Raw genomic sequence first — 19,143 nt, 5'->3', positions numbered from 1 at the left:
TCAAGACGCGAAGTGATCAGCATAGAATCCCGCAATCAGGCGTACCGTCCAGATTTTCGCAGTCGATTGCGGACCAGACTGCAGACTGTGCTGGATTGAAAGGCGGCGCGTTTGGGGTTTAACCACACAGGATATTTTCTGAAGCTCGCATAGACGGAATTCATCTTTCGCCGGCGCCGCGGATAGCCTAGAACTATCCGCAAACGTCCAACCGACTGTCTTGCGAGGCGCCTTTGCCGTTCCTGGATTTGAAGAGCGTGCGGGCAACTTGAGCCGAGCCATGTCCCCAATGCGATTGTGCGTCACTCTGATCATGCTGCTTAGCCTTGTCGGCTGTGGCGGGCCACGCGCCGTTCTTGGCCTCGGCGCGACCTCCTCGCAGGGTGAGCCGGCGGCAATCGTTCCGATCTATGTCGCAACCACGCGCGCCCGCTCCGACAACCTGTCGCTGCCCTATTCGGCGGAGCGGTCGAAAACGCTGAATTTTGCGAAGTTCGACATCGGGATCCCCCAGAACCATGTCCCCGGGAACGTCGAGAAAACCGGCCGCGTCCCCGATCCGAGCAGGCACTTCACGGCACGCGCATATCAGCCGATCAATCAAAGACAGGAATTCATCAGGCAGCTGAACGTGGCGCTGGCGCAGCGGGCGCCGGAGGATCGCGAGATTTTCATTTTCGTCCACGGATACAACAACAATTTCGCAGACAGCATTTTCCGCAACGCCCAGATTGCCCACGACTACAACATCAAGGCGGTGTCCCTGCACTACGCCTGGCCATCCGGAGGCGCTGTCCCGCTCTACGTCTTCGACCGCGACAGCGCCCTTGTCGGTCGGCGCGGACTTGCGGAGACGATCGAAATCGCGGCGCAGACCAATGCCAAGAAAATCGTGATCGTCGGTCACTCGATGGGCGCCTATGTCGTCACCGAGGCTCTGCGCGATCTGGCCATCAGCGGTCGCCGCAGCACGCTCGACCGGCTGGGCGGCGTTGTGCTCGCCGCACCCGACATTGACGTCGACGTGTTCCAGAGCCAGGTGGACGATATCGGTGATATTCCCCGACCCTTTACGATCGTGGTTTCCCGGCGCGATCGTGCGCTCGGCATTTCGAGGTTCATTGCCGGTGGCCATCCGCGTGTCGGCAGCGGTGCCGACATCGCCATGCTGCAGGCAAAGGACATCGCGGTCGTTGATGTCTCGGACGTCGACGGCGGACGACACAACGTCTTTGCCAGCTCGAAGACGCTGATGGACGTCGTCAACAATGACGCGTTGATGCGCAGCGTCCTCAGGGACGACCGACCGCCAGCGGGCCAGACCATGCTCGCCGACGGCGCGTCGGCGATCGAGGGAGCGGCCTCGCTGATTATTTTCCTCCCCGCGCGAATTCTGGGTGGGATGGCGCAAGCTGTTGCCGGCCAATAGACGCGTTGTGGAACGTGCCCCGCTTAAGCCATAGCAGACGTTGTCCCGGGGGCCTGCGTGAGGGCTCGCCGCGCCTCCGTTCAAACGGCCGGCAAGCCGAGCATGCTGAGCACATACAAGGCAATCACATAGTACAGCACGTGAAGCGCATATGTCTGACCGTTGCCGGTGTAGATCCTTCGCACCAATCCGCCCGCGCCGACTGTCAGATCGCACAGACCGTCCCAGAACCAGTTTGCCACCGGCGTGACGAGCGGCGCAAAGGCCGATCGATAGAAGCCATAGAAGTGCGCGGTTCCGGTGGGAACGGAACGGCCGCGTCTCCTCCTGTAGATCAGCATGAACAGTCCGAGCAGCACCGCCGCGGCCGCCACCGTCGCGACCATCACCGGTACGGGGTTCCAATAGCCGTAGATGGTCTCCAGCGACATTCCCTGCCAAACCAGCGTCGAGGCGAAATAGGGGTCGATCGCCGCGGAAACGGGATCCATCAAGAGCTTAGGATAGAAGGACAGCACGAAAATGGCCGCAACCAGAACGAACTGCGGCAGAAGCAACGGCAAGGGTGCCTCGCGAACACCCCGATGTGCCGTCTTTCGCGGCCCCAGAAAGACGGCGTAGGCCAGCCGGAACATGTAGAGAAAACCGATGAAGGTCGCCAGCACGGCAAGGATCGCAAGCCCGTACCATCCCCTGTCCATCATGGCGCTCAGGAGCAGCCATTTGCCGCCGAAACCGGCCAGTGGCGGCAGGCCGGACATCGAAACCAGCGCCACGACGACAGTGGCGAAGGTGAACGGCATTTTCCCGGCAAGGCCGCCTGTCTGGTCGAGCAGCCTTGTGCCGGTTCGCAGGATGACGCCCGCCGCCGCCAGGAACAGGATGCCCTTGACCATCAGGTGGTTGGCGACGAGGTAGAAGGCCGTCACCCAGCCAAGATGGCTCATCAACGCGATCGCCGTGATGATATAGCCGATCTGGCTCATGCTCGAATAGCCGAGCATCCGCTTCATATCGCTCTGTTGAAGCGCCATGACAGCACCCGCTATCGTCGTCAGCAGTCCGATCCACCCCATCACATGCGCCATCTCTAGCCCGACTTCGGAGCGAATGGCGAGATAGGTGACCATGAACAGGCCGAACACCGCCACCTTGCTGATGACGGCCGATAGCATCGCCGACAGGTCGTCATCCGCCTCGGCATAAGCACCCGGCAACCAGACATGAACGCCGACGGCACCCGCCTTGATCAGGAAACCGGTCGCCAGGAACGCGAACGCCGGGGCCGCATCGGGCCTGGCCGTCGCAAATGCCGCAAGCGCAGTGGTTCCGTTTGCCGTAGCGGCGATACCGAACCCCGCGAGCAGCGAAAATGCCGACACCAGCGAAAACAGCAAGAACTGCAGAACATACGGATGGGCTTCACGCCGCTGCGCGATCAGGAAGTAGGACGAAAGGGTTATGATCTCCCAGTGGAAGAAGAATTCCAGGCTTGTGGTGGAGCGCAGCAGGCTGGCGATCGACAGGAGCAGGATCGCCATCATCGGGTAGAAGCCGCGGCGCGCATCGGAGCGATAGAGCCCGGCGAAGGCAACCACCAGCCCGCCGGCGACGAGAAGCGCGCCAAACAACCGCGGCAAACCTTCGCTATCGCGAACGATCCATGATCCGGCAAGCGCGACCGCAGCCAGCATCAGCACGCATTTGACCCGCCCTGACAGCCCGTCGAGAAGGCAGAGGCAGCCGCCAACCAACAGCGGTGCGACAAGCATCACGGAGGCTGCCCCGGCAAGGCTGGCCGCCACCAAGCCGCTTGCGAAAAGCAGACCCGCGCAGGCCAGCACGGGCACCAGCCTCCCGGGCGCCGGGCTGATCGCAATTGCGTCGGGCATCGGACGCGTCGCATGCTTGAACCAGCGGAACATGTAGGCTGCTTCAAGCAGGGACCCGATCAGGATCACGGCGATCCAGATATATTGCCCGCCCGCCGCGGCCCGCATGACGAGCTCCCATTTCGCCCAGAATCCGGGAAATGGCGGCAAGCCGGCGATCGCCACCAGAAAGACCGCAAGGATGGCGAGCAGGAACGGATTGCCTGAAACATCAGACCAGCCGTCGGTTTCCGCACGCTCGACGATGCCGGCGAGCCAGAACAATCCTGCCTTGGCGAAAAGATGGTTGATGAACAGACCGCCGACGACCAGCGGCAGCGCCTCCTCCGCCTGAAGTGCGTGCAGCAGTGAAAGCGCAAGCATCAAAAGCCCCATCTGCGCAATCGAGGAATAGCCGAGCATTCGTTGAACGCTCGTCTGCTTCAGGCCCACCAGGTTGGAGAAAAGGAAGGTTATGCCCCCCGAGATCGCGAGGATGCCGAGATGGCCTTCAAACAGTGGCAGCAGCTTGAAGAGGGCGAAGAACACGCCGGCTGACACCCCGACCGAGACAAGCGCCGCGGTCCCGCTGCTTGCCGTCTCGTAGACGTCGAGCCCCCAGCCGTTTGCCGGAAATGGCTTCAGTTCCAGCACCAGGCATGCCAGCACCAGGAGTAGCGCCGTTGCGCCGATTGGGCCGGTGATCAGCGTCCGGTTGGCGATCATCTCGTCGATGTTGAGCGTTCCGGTCACATGGTAGAGAAGGCCTGCGCCGAGCAGGAAAAATGACGAGGCGAGCACCGTCGCCATGATGTATTTGAAGCCGGCGGCAAGTGCTGCGGGCGAGCGTTCAGATCCAAGCAGACCGTAGGTGCCGATCGATACGATCTCGAGGAAAACGAACTGATTGAACAGATCGCGGGTCATCACCATGCCATTGATGCCCATGATCAAGATCAGATAGAGCAGCAAGGCCGCGTAGCTTGAGCGCAGCCGGTCCCAAAGATGCCACGCACCAAGCACCGCGACGACATTGACGCAGAGCGAGAAGAAACCCTCCCATGGTCCGAAGCGCAGGTTGATGGAAAATGGCGGCACGCTGCCCGCGGTGAACACCTCGATGGTCGAGCCGCCGTGGTGAAGTTTCCACAGGCAGGCCGCCGATATCGCTGTCATCCCCGACAGCGCCACGACGAAACCGGCCGCCGGCAACGGCTTGGCGATACGATAGAGCAAAGGGATGAGAAACCCGCCGCCGAGGCCGAGCAGGAAGATATTCAGCGGCTGGAGAAAGCTGTCTACCATTTCGACTCCGTCAACGCATCGATCGAAAGGGTTTTTCGCGTTGCGTGGAGCCTGATCGCGAAGGACAGCATGATCGCGGTGACCGAGAAGCCGATGACGATGGCGGTCACCACCAGCGCCGCAGGAATGGGATCGACGGCGCGCGTTGCAGCGTCCGCGGCACCGAGTGCCTCGTCTATGATCGGCGCGGTTCCGCCGGTGATGTAGCCCGTTGCCACCAGAACGATGTGCATGCCGGTGTCGATCAGGGAAAATCCGATGATAATGCGCAGGATGTTGCGATGCGTCAGCATTCCCCATAGGCCGATGAGAATGAGCGCAAATCCCGTGGTGAGAAGTATCTGTGATATCGGCAGTCCCATGGTGATACCTCGTCTCCTATGCTCAGCTGCGGAACCGATCGATGATGACGCTCAATTCCGCACCGACCTTGATGCCGAGCAGCGCCGATATCAGCGGGATGGCGCCTGCGCTGAGCAGCGTCCCGAAATTGCCCCGCGGCAGGATGTGGCTGTCGAGGAAGCCGCCGGCGAAGATCAGCCCCAGGATGCCGAGGGAAACGTAAAGAACGCCCGCGAGCGATTCCGTGATGCTGAGAAAACCATGGTCGATCCGGCCGGACGGATAGGCAAGCATCAGCAACATCACACCGGACGCGACAACCGCGCCGCCCTGGAAGCCGCCGCCGGCCGAAAGGTGGCCGTTCATGATCACATAGGCGCCGAACAGGAAGATGAGCGGAAGCACCACCTCCGCACCGTTGCGCACCAGTTCGCTTGGTCCCTGTCGCCCGCGGCCCGCTATGGGCCGTGAAACCGGCTTCTCCCCCGGTTCGCTGGCAAGAAGCACGCCGACGCTCGCCGCCACCATGAAGAGCACTGCGACCTCCCCGAGCGTGTCGAAGCCGCGGAACGAGATCAGGATGCCGGTCACGACATTCGGCGCCCCGAGATCCGCGGGGACCTGCGTCAGATAGTGCACCGCCAGAGCCGACAACGTCTGACGCTCGCTGTAGCCGGACACAAGCCCGGCAAAGATGACGCCGAACATCACCACCGCCAACAGGCTGAAAATCCGCCTCATGAGGACGCCTCTTCGGCGGCGGAGTTATTCTCGTCCCTCAGTGCATCGACAATGGTCGTTTTCGCCATCGGCGTGCCGATAGCATGTGCGGCCCGCGACAGCGCATGCGACGACAAAGGATTGGTCATCAGAACGAAGTAGGCGACGATAAGCAGCTTGAGCGCCCAGTCGGGATGATGGATGCCGAGGCCGGCAAGAACCAGGATATTGCCCAAAGTGGAGGCTTTTGTGCCCGCTTGAATGCGGGTGAAGACATCGGGCATCCGCAGCAGGCCAACGCCTGCGGAAAACAGGAAGAACGCGCCGGCAAGAATGACGATACTGCCGATCAGTTCACTCATCTGCTTGTCCTCCGCCCCTTGTCTTGCCGATCGCATAGAGGAAGATCAGCGTTGCCAGGCCCGAGCCGATCGCAGCCTCCGCCATGGCCACATCCGGTGCCGCGAGCAGAACGTAGGAGGCCGCCGCAAACAGGCTTGCAAGGCCGGCGCTGACCATGGCCGCCATGAGATCGCTGAGCACCACGGCCAGCACTCCGCTCACCAGAATGCTACCGCAAACCAACAGGATCAGCAGTTCGAGCATGTTGGTCACGGCCCCTTTTCAAGAAAGCGGGCGATGGCGAGAACCGCCAGAAAGCTCAAAAGCCCATAAACCAGCGCAACGTCGAGATAGACGAAACGTCCGGAGATGTGAGCGTAGAGCGCAATCAGCGAGATCGTCACGACAGTCAACATGTCGATCGCCACGACCCGGTCGATCGCGGTCCTGCCGATGACCAGTCGCAGCACGCCGAACACGATGCTGAGGAAAATCAGGACAACGGCGATCTGCAGGATGATGTCAGCCAAAAACCGCCCCCAGGTGCTTTTCGAAGGGGCCGACGATCATGCGCGTCGCTTCCTCGGGGTCCGTGGTCCTGACGTCAAGCCAATGAATGAACAGCGCATCGCCCCGGAGGTCCATGACCAGAGAGCCGGGCGTGAGCGCAATCGAATTGGCGAGCGCCAGCCGGCCGATCGGCGACTTCAGCGGCATGGTGACCTTGACGATACCGGGGCTGATATCGATGCGCGGCGCGTAGACGTAGCGCAGCATGTTGATGTTGGCCTTCACCAATTCGACGAAGAAGACATAGGTGTAGGCGAGAAAATGAAAGGCTTTGCGCGGCGTGACGTCAATCCGCCAGACGTCGCCGCGGCGAACGAATATCGCCGCCACGACCAGCGACACAAGCGCGCCGCTCGCAGCGATCGGCAGTTCAACCGAGGCATTGATCACCAGCCAGACGATGAACAGCAGGCCCCAGAGAACGAACAGGCCCTGCGGCAATCCCAATACGTGTCGTTGCGTTGTTCCGTGGACTTCTGGCATCGCGCAGGCTTTCGACAGGTGATGATGGAATGGTAGCGCGCACTCACGGCAGGCAACTCACCTCATGCATGTCTCCTTGAAGGCTCCATTCCGATCCCACGCGTTCGAACGGTCTGAATGGGCGGATGCATCGTGCGGGCACATTAGCATCGGCTGTGTCGGCCTGTGATCGGCATTGAATCCAGAAACTATGCTCACGGTCCGATATGCCGGCGCGTTGCCGCGCTTTTCGGTGCTGGAAAGCCCTGCCGCGTGCAGCACCCCTTGACCCGCCTTCAAAACGGAGAAATCAATCACTCACGATAGCGGCCAGGCGCAATTTCGATGAGTGCCTTGGCGAAGGGAGAGATGGCATGAGCAGACACGCCTCTATTGTCTGCCGACCAGAGAACCGATCCGCGGCACCTCCGCTGGAGCCGTACCGGCCGGCACGACCTGCAAGCGGGGCCAAGCGGATGTCGGGTCTATGAACGAGAAGGCACCAGGGACTGGATCTGCGGTTCCGGTCGCAGCCAGCGTCGCCAGTTTCCACCCCCTCAGCGCTGCCGAGACAAAGGTCGTGGCATATCTAAGCTTGGGCGATTTCGACAGGTTGGGCGATGGCTTGCGCCCGCAGACAGCAGACCCGGCGCGCATCGTACGCGCCGAACTCCTGCGTTTGCTGATCCTGGGCAGCGACGGCCACCGTTCGCACGAGAAGGGGCTGAGGCTGAGCGGAGCCTGGATCACCGGCATTCTCGACCTGGAAGGTTGCCGCGTTCCGCGCGATATCGGCCTCAAGGACTGCCACTTCGAAGCCTCGCCGGTGCTGCGCTCCGCAATCATCGACAATCTGTTCCTGGACGGCTCTGTTCTACCCGGCTTGCAGGCCGACCGGCTCGAGGCACGCGGCTGCCTTTCCATCCGTGGCGCGACCGTGACCGGTGAGATCAGACTATCCGGCGCGCGCACGGGCGGCAGCATCGAGGCTGACGGGGTTTCGATCACATCGCCCGCCGGAATAGCTCTGGATGCCGATGGACTGGAAACGCGCGGCGGTATTCTCCTGCGCGGTGCCACAGTGCGCGGAGGCGTCAATCTGTCCGCCGTTCGCCTCAGCGGCGATGTCAACGCGGTCGGCGCAAGGATCGAACGCCCGGGCGAGGTCGCCTTCAACGGTGACGCAATCGTGGCCGGCGGCGACCTGGCGTTGCGGGGTGCCACCATTATCGGTGAGGCCCGCTTCCATGGCGCCCGCTTTGGCGGAGACATCGATTGCACCTCGGCGACGCTGTCGCAGCCTGGCGGCTATGCGCTGCGGCTCAATCGCGCCGCGATCGACGGCGCTTTCTTCCTGCGTCAGGGGGCATCCGTCGACGGCACGCTTGACCTCACGGCGACCACGATCGGCGCGATCGACGACGAAAAGGCAAGCTGGCCGTCGGCGGGAGACCTGCTGTTGAACCGTTGCCAATACGGCGCGTTTATAGGCGGACCGGTCGATGCTCAAAGCAGGCTGGACTGGTTGTCGCGTCAAGCCCCGGAGCGCTGGAAATCCGATTTCTGGCCGCAACCCTACGAACATCTGTCGACGGTGCTGCGGGAAATGGGCCATGACGAGGATGCTCGCGAAGTCCTGATCACCAAGGAACGCCTGCAGCGGCGCGCCCGGCGGGCGCGCGCCAAAAATCCGGTGTTGCGCGGGGCACTGGCGTCGTTGGACGGCATCCTTGCGATAACCCTGCGCTATGGGCGCCAGCCCCTGCTGGCGCTGGTATGGCTGATCCTCTTCTGGACGATCGGCACGGGCGTGTTTGCCGTTGCTTACCGTAACGGCGCGATGAAACCGAACAGCCCTGTCGTCCTTCGTTCTGCCGAATGGACGATGTGCGACCTTGAGCGGACCGAAAGCCGCTACATGCCGTCGAGCGGGCAGGTGTTGGCGGGACGCGCCGAGGCCGGCCAGAACCAGCTTTCCTGCTTCCGCAGCCAGCCGGAGGCTGCCAGCTACCCTGAGTTCAATCCCGTGATGTATTCGCTTGACGTGCTCTTGCCGGTCCTGCTCGTCGGGCAAAAGGACTACTGGCGACCGGACTCGATGAAGCCCACGGGGAGATTCACCCTGAGCTACTATTTCTTCCAGTCCATCATCGGCTGGGCCCTAAGCCTCCTGGCAGTGGCCGGCTTCTCCGGTTTGGTCAAATCGAGGTAGCCTGCGGCCTCGGCGACACCCCGCCCAAGCAACAGACCAGATGCCGGTCTCGGCAGCCGCTCAGAAACGCCAAATCAGCGGCACGAGGAATACGGAGACGACGAAGAACCAGAGCAACAGCGGCAATCCGAGCTTCCAATAGTCGCTGAAGGCATAGCCGCCCGGACCCATCACCATCAGGTTCGTCGGTGTCGCGATCGGGGTGAGGAATGCCGCCGCTGCCGCCACCGCCGTGCTCATGAGCACTGGACGCGGAGAGACACCCATGGCTGTCGCGGCGGCAACGCCGATCGGGATAACGATCAACGCGGTTGCAGTGTTGCTGATGAGCTGGCCCATGATCGCCGTCAGGACGAAAAGGCCTGCCAAGAGTGCGACAGGGCCGGCATCACCGACAAGATTGACGAGATGGTCGGCCATCAGCTTTGCCGCCCCGGTCTCCACCATCGCCGTTGAAAGCGGCATCATCGCGCCAACGAGAATGACAGTCGTCCAGCCGACGGCGCGATAGGCTTGCTCGACGTTCATGATTCCCGACAGGATGATTGCACCTGCGGCGAGCAGGCCCGCCACTGCAGGCGGCACGGCGCCGGTTGCGAGCAACAGGACCATCGCGATCAGGATGAAAATGGCCTGGCGCGCACCCGGCCCCATGGGAACGGCCTGCCGCCGTACCAGTTCGGGCGAATTGACGACGAGAACGTCAGGATCGTCGAGCCGGACGTCGAGGGCTTTCCAGGTTCCCTGCAACAGCATCGTGTCGCCGGCCTGCAGGACGATGCCGCCTGCATCCTTTGTTGCGTTGGCGGCGACGATTTCCGCACCCGCGCGCTGCACCGCCAGAATGATCAGATCGCCGCTTTCGGTCACCATGCCCGGAAAGACGTTTTCTCCAATGAGACCGGAACGCGGCGGAATGACGACCTCGGCGAGGCCCGAACTGCGGTTGAACAGAGTATCCTGGCCATGGCCGGCCGCCTTCTCGTCGCGAAACGCCAGATGCATCTGCGCTGCAAATGCGGCAACCGTATCAGCGTCGCCACGCACCAACAGATGATCCCCCTCGGCCACGACAGGCCTGCGGAGCGGACCTGCCGTTTCTCCCTCCTGAATAGCGGCAAGTTGCAGTCCCGGATGTGCGGAGAGGTCGATTGCCGATGCTGACACGCCCACGTAGGGCGAGCTTGCACGCACGCGCATCTGGTAGACTCCGCTCGCAAGGCCGTATTGTTCCACCAGCGTCTTGGCGTGGTGGCTGAAATCGGCGGGCATGGTCGCGCCGTTGCGCTCAGGCAGAAGTTGCTTGCCGAACAGCACGATGATTACCATGGAGCCGGCCAGAAGCGGCACGCCCACAAGCGCGAATTCGAAGAAACCGAAGCCGCCCACGCCCGCATCCGCGCCGGCTTCCGAGACCAGCACGTTCACCGGCGTTCCCGTCAGCGCCAGCATCGAACCTGCATGCGCGGCAAAGACCAGCGGCATGAGAAGCTGCGAGGAGTTCCGCCGCAGGCGCACGGCGATGACCACCACCACAGGCAGAAGCGCGGCCACCGCACCATTGACGCTGATCAAAGCGGTGAGTAGGGCAACAAGCCCCATCGTCAGGACCAGAAGGCGTGTGCGGCTCTCTTCGCCCGCGCCACGGATCAGAAGCTGGCCCGCCCAGGCGGTGACGCCGGTGACCTCAAGCCCGGAGCTGACGACAAAGAGAGAAGCAATGAAGATGACCGCCGGGTCCCCGAAGCCGCCAAGCGCTTGGCCGATCGTCAGCACGCCGGTCGCCCACAGGGCCAATGCGGTGAGCATGGCGACAAACACGACAGGTAACTTGTTCCACACGAACAGGACGACGGCGACGGCGATGATGGTGGCTGTGTATGCTATGGGACTCAATCGCTCCGCTCCTCATTTGGCCTCGCTCAGGCCACCCAAAAACTCAGCCGCGTGCTACTCACGCAACTTTAGGCTGTCCTCACTGCATTGAGATTGCCTCGAGCAGACCCCTCACACGGGAGGTGTGAGGCCTCATGACCGCAGGCACGCCGGGGATTGACCGCCACGGGCTGCCGTCCGGGCAGGCAATCCCGCAGAAGCGCTAGTCATCGAGGGTCGCCATCAACACGCCGATGCGGCAGCCCTTTTCGTATTCCTTGAGGTTCACATATTCCTTGATCGTATGGATCTCGGCCTGGCCAGCACCAATGGTGATGGTGGGCACGCCGTGCTTATCGAGCCAATTGGCGTCCAGTCCTCCATTGGAGAAGACATAGACCGGCTCGATCCCAAGGATCCCCAGCGCCTTGGTGGCGCGCTTGACGACCGGCGTGTCTTTGCCCAGTTCGAACGGCGGATAGGACGCGACGTGGCTGAATTTCACCTCGGCCTTGTCGCCCTCGTCGGTCGTCACCTCGTTCTGCGCCTTGGCGAAGGCTTCCTTGTAGCCATTGGCGATTTTCGTCGCGAAAGCCGCCTCGGGGCTCCGCGCCTCGCCTTTGAGGTAAGCATAGTCGGTGACGACATTGGTGGCGTCGCCGGCCGGCTTGTTGTCCTTGCCGCCGAAGATGCCGATATTGCTCGTACCCCGGCCGTCCGGCTTGACGACCTTGCCGAACCAGCCGGCTTGCCGCGCTTCGGCAAGAGCCATCGCCCCAACCAGCGTGGCCGAGATGCCCTTCTCGGGAGCAACGCCCGCATGCGATGCGCGTCCCTTGATCTCCACCTCCCAGTTTTCCTGCCCCACCGCGCCTATGATGAGGTCGGAGGCGCTCTGGCCATCGACATTGATACACATCACGGCACCGTTGAGATCAGCCGGATTGAGCTCGCGTGCGCCATGCAGCCCGCTCTCTTCGCGCACGGTAAACAGCAATGTGATCGGCGGATGCGGCAGCTTGTGCTTGATCAGCGTCTCGGCGACCACGACAAGGAGCGCGACGCCGGTGCGGGCGTCGCCGCCAAGCGCGGTGGTCCCGTCGGAAACGATACGGTCGCCCTCGCGCCGTGGCTTGGCCCCCGCGCAAAGCGGCACGGTGTCCAGATGCGTGGAAAAGAGCAGACGTGGCCCCGGCCGTGTTCCGGGAAGGTCCACAATCAGATTGCCCGTTTCAGTCGGCAGCGGAATGCGGTTGTTGACGTCGTCGAAGCGAATGGCAGCCTCCGGCACACCGATTTTCTTCAGGGCGTCGCAGACCGCAAGGCCGATGTTCTTCTCCTGTCCGGTAACGCCCTCCACCGAGAGGAACCGCATCAGATGTTCTTCCGCCGCCGCGACGTCGAGAGGAATAGAGGTATTGCTCATGATATCCATCCGATTAATTGCACGTTGTTTCGTTCAGGCTTGCGCGTCGACCCTCACAGGCCCCACGGCAGACCCAGCGCCTTCCAGACCGCAAAGAGTCCGGTCCACAGCACGAACATCAGCACGACATAGGGAAGCATCAGAGAGACGATCGTGCCGACCCCTGCATTCTTGTCGTACTTCTGGGCGAAGCCCACCACGAGCGCGAAATAGGCATTGAGCGGAGTGATCGCGTTCATCGGCGAATCCCCGACGCGATAGGCGGCCAACACGGATTCAGGCTCGACACCGAGCTTCATCAGGAGCGGCACGAAGACCGGTGCGAAAATCGCCCATTTCGCAATCGCGCCCGTCAGCAAGAGGTCGATGATCGCGACCACGACGATGAAGCCGATCAGCAGCGGAAGCGCGCCGATATTGGCGGCCTGAAGGACGCCGGAAAGGCTCAGCGCCATGACGGTGCCGATATTGGTGTAGGTGAAATAGGCGACGAACTGGCTGAGCACGAAGAACAGGAAGATCGTGCCACCCATGTTCTTGATCGACTTTTCGATCGCAGCGATCACTTCCGCGAGCGTCTTCAGCGTGCCGGCGCCAACGCCAAAGGCCCACCCGGTCACCAGGAAGATCAGCATGATGAGCGCGATCAGGCCATTCATGAACGGCGAGTTGCCGATCAGTTCTCCGGTATCAGGATTGCGCAGCGGCGCGCCGCTTGGGACCGTCAAGAGGAGGAAGACGACCAGCAGGCCGATGAGCCCGTAGAGCGCATACTTCAAACCGCGCGATTCCTGCTCGGAAAGCGTCGCTCCTTGATTCTGAATTCCGCCTTCGGCGTTTTCCGGATTGTACGCGCCGAGCCGCGGCGCAATGATCCGATCGGTGATCAAGGCAACCACGACTGTCAGGAACAGCACCGAGGCGATGGAAAACCAGACGTTCGACGCAAGGCCGATCGACCGTGCGGGATCGACGAGATGCGCCGCATCATTGGTGAATTCGACGAGCACGGCATCGAGCGGTTTGATGAGCATGTTGACGGTGAAGGCGCCCGCCACCGCGGCGAAGCCCAACGCGAGACCCGCAAGCGGATGCCGCCCGACAGCCAGATAGGCGACGCCGGCAAGCGGAATCAGCACAAGATAGCCGGCATCGGCAGCGATGCTTGCAAGGATACCGACAAAGGCAAGGATGTAGGTCAGCGCCCAGCTCGGCGAGACAATGACGAGCTTGCGGATCAGCGCCGTGACCAGGCCGGACTCCTCTGCGACGCCCGCGCCGATCATGGCCGCGATCATCAACCCAACGGCGGTAAAGCTCATGAAGTTGGGAATGAGTGAGGAGTATAGGAAGCGGATGCCTTCGACATTGAGCAGGCTGCGGATGGCCGTCGACGCCTGCTCGATCTCATGTGTATCCGGATTGATACGTTCATAGCTGACAGCCGCTCCAAAAGCGCCGAGTACCGCCGACAAGACGATGACAATGCCGATCAGAATCAGGAAGATGACCACAGGATGGGGAACCATGTTTCCCACCTTCTCGACGCCGTCGAGGAATCTCTGCATCGTGGTCTTTGATGCGGCATTGGCAGTGGCCATATCTTGCCTCCGTTGAGCCAAAGGATCGCGCCCCAAAGGGCGCTGGAATTGGGGTTCAGGCGGGCTCGCTAGCATTAAAGTGGAGAGTGACGGATCGGCTTAACCCCAAATCCCGATCAGCCGCTCTCATCAATGGATGTTTGAAATTTGAAAGCGTCTGCACTGCCGACCATGGCGGGAGCACCGACGATGCTCACGCGGAGGAATCTGCATCTCATTGGCCTGTTGGCACCGACCACGACTGTGTGTCGGTCATCCGTCAGCGTGGGCAAGCTGCAACATAGCGCCGGCCATTGCGATCTTGATAGTAGCATTGCCCGGGCCGTCCGGCCACATTGCCGATGACAGCGCCCGAAACGCCACCGATCGCCGCGCCGACGGCCGCACCACGGACATCGTTCGTAATGGCGCCGCCGACGACCGCACCGGTCGCAGCGCCGATGCCGGCGCCCTGCTGTGTCGGCGTGCAACTTGCCAGCGCCAGACCAGCCAACGAAAATAGCAGCAACTTCTTCATCACTCTCCCCTTACGTGACACTCAACAGGCTCAAAGGTGGCAACGGAAGCCATGCGCCATCCTCTCAAGTATAGTGTCGCGCAAGACTGTCTGTGATCGGCATAGAATCCAGAAACCAAGCTCTAAGTTCAAATCTGCTCGTCGAGCAGCAGATCAGCGGGAGTCCAAGCGGTGAGAATCCGCTCGAAAATTCAGCTTGTTGGCAAGCAAACGGCAGATACTCGGCGTACTCTCTACTGGCCCGGATTTCTGGCGCCAGACCGGCGGCTGGTCAGAACGCAAAGCACGCCGGCGTCGGCAAGCCTACTTCGATAAAGACCGTATTGCCGCAGAGCCGATCGACAGGCTTGATCAGATAGGCCGCCACGCCGGCCTTCAGGCAGCGCTCGCGCATCTTTGGTTCATCGCCTCCAGTAATGATGATGGCAGGAACATCCCGGTTATCTCGCCGCAGTCGGCTCCGGCGGGATCTGCAGCCGCGGCTTCCTGCGCGCGGGCCACGGTGATGAGGTCGGGAGCCAACGAAAGCCCGGTGAAGGTCAGCAACAACGCGAGGCCCGTTGCCAGGTGCAATTCGTGAATTCGAGGCATTTCGCAAATCCCCCCATTTCGATCGAAACTGAGTTGCCGGCACCATACCCTTTGCACGGCTCGCGCGACAGCCTTGCGGAGGCGACGACGGTGGCGCTCGCGGCATTCTCCTTGGCTGTTCGGCCGAAGTATAGTTGGACCTAGGGCTAACATTTTTCGTTCCAAGGCGGTACGTCTGAAGCAGGGTGGCCAGTCAATCCTGGCCTTCCCCGCGTCCGTTCGCAGCCAGTTGGTTGCGAAACCCCGCTATCGATTTTTTCCGTCGCTTGGAGATAATGACGCTCGAAAGGAGTTCATGTGCCCATGAGGACCCCCATCGAGCAGACAATCCTCAAACGATCCATCGCCACGACGATGTTTGTCGGTGGCTCCGCAATTTTGCTGGGACTACTGTCGGACTCGATGTCGATCGTATTCGACGGAGTCTTTTCCCTCGTCGACGCGGCAATGACGTTGCTTGCGCTCAACGTTACGCGACTTATTGCCCGCGAAAACAGTGCGCGATTTCAGATGGGATACTGGCATACGGAGCCGATGGTCCTCGTCCTCAATGGCGGGCTGCTGACACTGCTCTCCTTCTATGCGCTCGTGAACGCGGCGTCCTCCTTCCTTTCGGGAGGGCGACATCTCGTCTTCGACTGGGCGGTGGCCTACACGGTACTGGTCTCGGCGATCTGCCTGGGCATGTTTCTCTACGTTCGCCGCAGCAACCGCACAATACGCTCAGACTTTCTCACGCTCGACATGAAGGGCTGGGCCATGTCCGGTCTGATCAACACAGCACTTCTCGCCGCGTTCATCGTGGGCGCAATCCTGGAAAAGACGGATTATGGGATGTGGGTGCCGTATATCGACCCGGCTATCCTTTGCGTCCTCACACTCTGCCTGTTGCCGGTCCCGATCAAAACGGTCTTCGAGGCATTCAAGGATATCCTTCTCGTCGCACCGCGAGACCTGGACCGGCTGGCGCGAACGGCGGCTGAAAATGCGGTCGCCCGGCACGGCTTTGCTGGCTACCGATCTTATGTCGCAAAGGTCGGACGCTCGCGAATGATCGAAATTTATCTGATCGTACCGAGAACGATGGAAATCGGCACGGTCGATCGGCTTGATTCCATTCGAGCGGAAATAGGCGATGAGATCGGCGATGCCGGGCCGGACCGCTGGCTCACCATTGCCTTCACAGGCGACGTCAAATGGGCTGACTAGGAAGTAGAGCACGCTACGGCAAACGCCCCGTCGAGCCGGGATTCGCGCGTAGATTTACGCCCCTTTTTAAGTGACGTACTTGCGCTTCGCCGCATGCACGCGCACCGATTGGAGCCTGGGGCCTGCAACGTGGAGGAAATGGTCCATGGAGCTGAGATACGGTTTTCCTTGCTCTGCGACTGTATTGGCCGACGAATTTCTGCGTACCAGCGAGACTTCCAGGAGATTGCATCCGCACACGAAGAGCGCGCATTGCTTGCAGAGGGAGAGCCCGCGAGACATTCAGGTGGAAACCGCCATCTGGGTATGACGGCATTGGTGGTAGACGACGAAATCGCCACAGAGAGCGCCGCCGGGCGTGCGATCCGCTCGCTGATTTCACAACTGGAGCGACGGGATATCGCCGTCGTCACTGCGATGACGGCCGACGATGCTATCTCGCTTCGAAAGGATGGAAGTCGAGGCACATGTCGAGGATCCGGGTAAGTCCCTTCAGGTCTAGAAGCAGGGGACCACCGCCGAAGGTGCCGCTCAACTCGGGCGGGCAGATGCGCAAGGAGGTGGCGTCGAAGCGCTTTCCGTCAGGCCTTGTTGCCGACAAGCTCGAATATCTCGATCTGCTCGAGGCGCCCCTTCGCCTCCGCAAGCCCCAGGGCGCGAAAGTGAAACATCCCGCGGGCGCTGTCTTCAACCGCGCGGCTGACAAGGATCGATGTTCCAAACTGCTTGTTCATACCCTCCAGACGCGAGGCGACGTTGACGGTGTCGCCCATTGCCGTGTACTGGCGGCGTGACTGGGCGCCAACGCTGCCGACGACCGCAGCGCCCGTGTGCAACCCGAAGCGCGTCACCAGTTCGGCGCGGCCCGCCGCCCGGTTGGCCGCGTTCCAATCGTCGATCGCAGCCTTGAGAGCGAGAGCACAGCGACAGCCGTTTTCCACGTGGTTGGGATCGGCAAGCGGCGCGTTCCACATGCCGAAGATCGAGTCTCCCAGATATTGGATGATGACGCCGTTGTGGCGTTCGACGATCTCGTTCATCAACTGAAAATAGAGCGACAGCATGTCGACCACCTCTTCAGGCGAATGCTGTTCTGAAATCGTCGTGAAGTCGCGAATGTCGGTGAAAAGCAGCGTCACGTCCTGGCGCGAGGCCGTTCCGACAGCCTGCTTGCCCGAGTTGACGATCCTGCGCACGAGTTCGCGCGGCACGTAGAGAGCAAAATTGTGAATGGCGTCGCGCGCCGACTCCAGGGCGTTTGCCAGAACGTTGATCTCGGCAATCCACGAATGCGTCGCAAGATTGCCGTCAAGTTCAAGGCTGCCGATCTGCCGCGCCTCGTTCGCAAGCGAAAACAACGCGTTACTGATAAGTCGCGCGACAACCAGCGCAGCAGCAATCCCGACGAGGACAAGAATGCCGGCAATCCACAGTGTCTTGTTCAGCAGGCGACCGCTCGGCCCGACGAAATCGTCCAGGGGAGCGGCGAGCACGACGACATTGCCCTTCAACAGTCCCGAGAACTCCACGGGTGAGATTTGAGCAAGATAAGGTTCGGATCCGACCATGAATTGAACTGCACCGCCGCGTTGGCTGACGCTGCTCGCCAGGAGAGCCTTGATAGGCTCGACCGCCGGATCATCGGTGCCCGTTGTCTGCGCGCGACCCGTCGGATTGTAGGACAGAGTATCCAGGATGTCGGCCATGATCTCCGGTTCGGAGTGGACAATGAGCCGGTCTTCGTCGTCGAACACATAACCGCGCGCATGCAGCGATATCGCCTCTCGATCGAGAAGCCGGCTGATCGCTTCCAGTAGCACGTCGACACCGACGACCACGCCGTTGCCCTTTGCCATCGGCATGGAGAGCGTCAGACTAAGCGACCTCGTTGTCGCGCTGACGTAAGGTCCGACAGAAACCTGTCCACCGGCCGACATCGCGGCGCTGTACCAGGGGCGCGCACGCGGATCGAACGCGACCTTTCCGTCTGATCGTTCCAGCACCGAAACGCCGTCCCGATTGAGGAAGCGCCAGCTGGACAGGGCTTCATCGCCGCTCTTTTGAATGGTCCGCAGGGCGAAGATCGTTCCGCTCGGCGTCCGGAGCACGTCATGCCATCTGGAATTGCGCTCGACATTGACCGCTTGAACGAACGCCCCATCGGGATAGCCCACATAAATCCCGTCGATATAGGCCGAATTCTGCAGAACCCTGACGAGAAACTCCTGCTTCGCAGCGAGATCGGCTGGCGGCGGCGTCAGCAATGGTGCAAGCACCGATGCCGTGGCAACGGCGGAATACCCGTCTCCGAAGACGTTCCGATAGCGATCGATTGCACGAAGTCCGAGCTGGCGCATCAGGTCTTCGCCCGCTGTGATGGCAGCCTCCCGCCCTTTCGTATAGGTGAGCCACATCAGGGGCGCGGATATGCAAACGAGCAACGTCACGATGACGACACTGAGATGCAACCTCAGGGGTCTTACCCAAGGCGACGACGGCGCCCTCGTTCGCTGGCGGTCGTCCGCCGCGCCGGAACTCCCACTGCTCTGCTCCCCGTTCGTTGCCATCGACTTCATCCACCGCAGCTTGTGCGAATCCATCCAAAGCCATTCGCCCCACCAGGATATCGCGGCGACTGTTTATGATTCGGCAATCACGCCAGTTTCAACGA

17 protein-coding genes are annotated in these 19,143 nt (G+C 61.4%); 3 read left to right on the top strand and 14 right to left on the bottom strand.

Annotated elements, in window-relative coordinates; all coding sequences use genetic code 11:
• The first annotated feature begins 280 nt into the window (after positions 1-280).
• Positions 281-1,429 (top strand): alpha/beta hydrolase, encoded by a 1,149-nt coding sequence (locus AC1DMK_RS17320; protein WP_477860641.1) that lies wholly within the window; start codon positions 281-283, stop codon positions 1,427-1,429.
• An 80-nt stretch (positions 1,430-1,509) separates the two neighbouring features.
• Here AC1DMK_RS17320 and AC1DMK_RS17315 read toward each other — a convergent pair whose 3' ends face one another.
• The 7 genes from AC1DMK_RS17315 to AC1DMK_RS17285 are packed head-to-tail and all read right to left on the bottom strand — an operon-like array spanning position 1,510 to position 7,062.
• Positions 1,510-4,605 carry a proton-conducting transporter transmembrane domain-containing protein gene (locus tag AC1DMK_RS17315; RefSeq protein ID WP_477860639.1) on the bottom strand — a complete coding sequence of 1,032 codons (3,096 nt, stop codon included), beginning with the start codon at positions 4,603-4,605 and terminating at the stop codon, positions 1,510-1,512.
• The gene (locus AC1DMK_RS17310; protein WP_037069913.1) at positions 4,599-4,967 is read right to left on the bottom strand and encodes a cation:proton antiporter subunit C; all 369 of its coding nucleotides are present in this window, start codon (positions 4,965-4,967) and stop codon (positions 4,599-4,601) included. The genes AC1DMK_RS17315 and AC1DMK_RS17310 overlap by 7 nt, the downstream gene beginning before the upstream one ends.
• A 22-nt stretch (positions 4,968-4,989) precedes the next feature.
• Complete coding sequence (gene mbhE / locus AC1DMK_RS17305; protein WP_477860637.1) at positions 4,990-5,688, bottom strand: hydrogen gas-evolving membrane-bound hydrogenase subunit E; 699 nt, start codon at positions 5,686-5,688, stop codon at positions 4,990-4,992.
• Entirely contained in the window at positions 5,685-6,029 is a 345-nt protein-coding gene (gene mnhG, locus AC1DMK_RS17300; protein WP_477860635.1) for a monovalent cation/H(+) antiporter subunit G, read from the bottom strand. Before mnhG ends, mbhE begins: the two co-directional genes overlap by 4 nt.
• Positions 6,022-6,273, bottom strand: coding sequence for a hydrogenase subunit MbhD domain-containing protein (locus AC1DMK_RS17295; RefSeq protein WP_477860780.1), 252 nt, complete (start codon positions 6,271-6,273; stop codon positions 6,022-6,024). Before AC1DMK_RS17295 ends, mnhG begins: the two co-directional genes overlap by 8 nt.
• Before the next feature lie 5 nt (positions 6,274-6,278).
• Entirely contained in the window at positions 6,279-6,539 is a 261-nt protein-coding gene (locus AC1DMK_RS17290) for a monovalent cation/H+ antiporter complex subunit F (RefSeq protein WP_037069919.1), read from the bottom strand.
• Entirely contained in the window at positions 6,532-7,062 is a 531-nt protein-coding gene (locus tag AC1DMK_RS17285) for a Na+/H+ antiporter subunit E (RefSeq protein ID WP_477860633.1), read from the bottom strand. Before AC1DMK_RS17285 ends, AC1DMK_RS17290 begins: the two co-directional genes overlap by 8 nt.
• A gap of 466 nt (positions 7,063-7,528) precedes the next feature.
• On the opposite strand from AC1DMK_RS17285, the gene AC1DMK_RS17280 reads away from it, so the two are divergent.
• Positions 7,529-9,253, top strand: a complete 1,725-nt coding sequence (locus tag AC1DMK_RS17280) for a hypothetical protein (RefSeq protein ID WP_477860631.1) — start codon at positions 7,529-7,531, stop codon at positions 9,251-9,253.
• Positions 9,254-9,313: 60 nt separating this feature from the next.
• On the opposite strand, the gene AC1DMK_RS17275 is transcribed toward AC1DMK_RS17280, so the two are convergent.
• From AC1DMK_RS17275 to AC1DMK_RS17250, 6 genes are all read right to left on the bottom strand, one after another.
• The gene (locus AC1DMK_RS17275; RefSeq protein WP_477860629.1) at positions 9,314-11,149 is read right to left on the bottom strand and encodes an SLC13 family permease; all 1,836 of its coding nucleotides are present in this window, start codon (positions 11,147-11,149) and stop codon (positions 9,314-9,316) included.
• Between the two features lie 202 nt (positions 11,150-11,351).
• Positions 11,352-12,554 carry a M20/M25/M40 family metallo-hydrolase gene (locus tag AC1DMK_RS17270; RefSeq protein WP_477860627.1) on the bottom strand — a complete coding sequence of 401 codons (1,203 nt, stop codon included), beginning with the start codon at positions 12,552-12,554 and terminating at the stop codon, positions 11,352-11,354.
• Positions 12,555-12,607: 53 nt separating this feature from the next.
• Positions 12,608-14,155, bottom strand: coding sequence for an AbgT family transporter (locus tag AC1DMK_RS17265; RefSeq protein WP_037069926.1), 1,548 nt, complete (start codon positions 14,153-14,155; stop codon positions 12,608-12,610).
• A 259-nt stretch (positions 14,156-14,414) separates the two neighbouring features.
• Positions 14,415-14,672 (bottom strand): YMGG-like glycine zipper-containing protein, encoded by a 258-nt coding sequence (locus tag AC1DMK_RS17260; protein WP_037069927.1) that lies wholly within the window; start codon positions 14,670-14,672, stop codon positions 14,415-14,417.
• 271 nt (positions 14,673-14,943) lie between these two features.
• Positions 14,944-15,066, bottom strand: coding sequence for a hypothetical protein (locus AC1DMK_RS17255; protein WP_477860625.1), 123 nt, complete (start codon positions 15,064-15,066; stop codon positions 14,944-14,946).
• Complete coding sequence (locus tag AC1DMK_RS17250; RefSeq protein WP_477860623.1) at positions 15,048-15,263, bottom strand: hypothetical protein; 216 nt, start codon at positions 15,261-15,263, stop codon at positions 15,048-15,050. The genes AC1DMK_RS17255 and AC1DMK_RS17250 overlap by 19 nt, the downstream gene beginning before the upstream one ends.
• 303 nt (positions 15,264-15,566) lie before the next feature.
• Here AC1DMK_RS17250 and AC1DMK_RS17245 point away from each other — a divergent pair, with 303 nt between their 5' ends.
• Positions 15,567-16,472 (top strand): cation diffusion facilitator family transporter, encoded by a 906-nt coding sequence (locus AC1DMK_RS17245; RefSeq protein ID WP_477860621.1) that lies wholly within the window; start codon positions 15,567-15,569, stop codon positions 16,470-16,472.
• 581 nt (positions 16,473-17,053) lie between these two features.
• Here the strand turns inward: AC1DMK_RS17245 and AC1DMK_RS17240 are convergent.
• Positions 17,054-19,039 (bottom strand): adenylate/guanylate cyclase domain-containing protein, encoded by a 1,986-nt coding sequence (locus AC1DMK_RS17240; RefSeq protein ID WP_477860619.1) that lies wholly within the window; start codon positions 19,037-19,039, stop codon positions 17,054-17,056.
• Between the last annotated feature and the right edge of the window lie 104 nt (positions 19,040-19,143).

The organism is Rhizobium sp. 05L419, assembly GCF_056397845.1.
The sequence above is the reverse complement of the archived record's forward strand: the minus strand, read 5'-3'. Positions and strand labels throughout refer to the sequence as shown.

Excerpts from the sequence above, each read along its gene's own strand:
- AC1DMK_RS17320 (WP_477860641.1), top strand. The coding sequence starts at position 281 with ATGTCCCCAATGCGATTGTGCGTCACTCTGATCATGCTGCTTAGCCTT.
- AC1DMK_RS17240 (WP_477860619.1), bottom strand. The coding sequence starts at position 19,039 with ATGGCAACGAACGGGGAGCAGAGCAGTGGGAGTTCCGGCGCGGCGGAC.
- mbhE (WP_477860637.1), bottom strand. The coding sequence starts at position 5,688 with ATGAGGCGGATTTTCAGCCTGTTGGCGGTGGTGATGTTCGGCGTCATC.
- AC1DMK_RS17260 (WP_037069927.1), bottom strand. The coding sequence starts at position 14,672 with ATGAAGAAGTTGCTGCTATTTTCGTTGGCTGGTCTGGCGCTGGCAAGT.
- mnhG (WP_477860635.1), bottom strand. The coding sequence starts at position 6,029 with ATGAGTGAACTGATCGGCAGTATCGTCATTCTTGCCGGCGCGTTCTTC.
- AC1DMK_RS17295 (WP_477860780.1), bottom strand. The coding sequence starts at position 6,273 with ATGCTCGAACTGCTGATCCTGTTGGTTTGCGGTAGCATTCTGGTGAGC.
- AC1DMK_RS17270 (WP_477860627.1), bottom strand. The coding sequence starts at position 12,554 with ATGAGCAATACCTCTATTCCTCTCGACGTCGCGGCGGCGGAAGAACAT.
- AC1DMK_RS17245 (WP_477860621.1), top strand. The coding sequence starts at position 15,567 with ATGAGGACCCCCATCGAGCAGACAATCCTCAAACGATCCATCGCCACG.
- AC1DMK_RS17310 (WP_037069913.1), bottom strand. The coding sequence starts at position 4,967 with ATGGGACTGCCGATATCACAGATACTTCTCACCACGGGATTTGCGCTC.
- AC1DMK_RS17285 (WP_477860633.1), bottom strand. The coding sequence starts at position 7,062 with ATGCCAGAAGTCCACGGAACAACGCAACGACACGTATTGGGATTGCCG.
- AC1DMK_RS17250 (WP_477860623.1), bottom strand. The coding sequence starts at position 15,263 with ATGCCTCGAATTCACGAATTGCACCTGGCAACGGGCCTCGCGTTGTTG.
- AC1DMK_RS17315 (WP_477860639.1), bottom strand. The coding sequence starts at position 4,605 with ATGGTAGACAGCTTTCTCCAGCCGCTGAATATCTTCCTGCTCGGCCTC.
- AC1DMK_RS17255 (WP_477860625.1), bottom strand. The coding sequence starts at position 15,066 with ATGCGCGAGCGCTGCCTGAAGGCCGGCGTGGCGGCCTATCTGATCAAG.
- AC1DMK_RS17265 (WP_037069926.1), bottom strand. The coding sequence starts at position 14,155 with ATGGCCACTGCCAATGCCGCATCAAAGACCACGATGCAGAGATTCCTC.
- AC1DMK_RS17280 (WP_477860631.1), top strand. The coding sequence starts at position 7,529 with ATGAACGAGAAGGCACCAGGGACTGGATCTGCGGTTCCGGTCGCAGCC.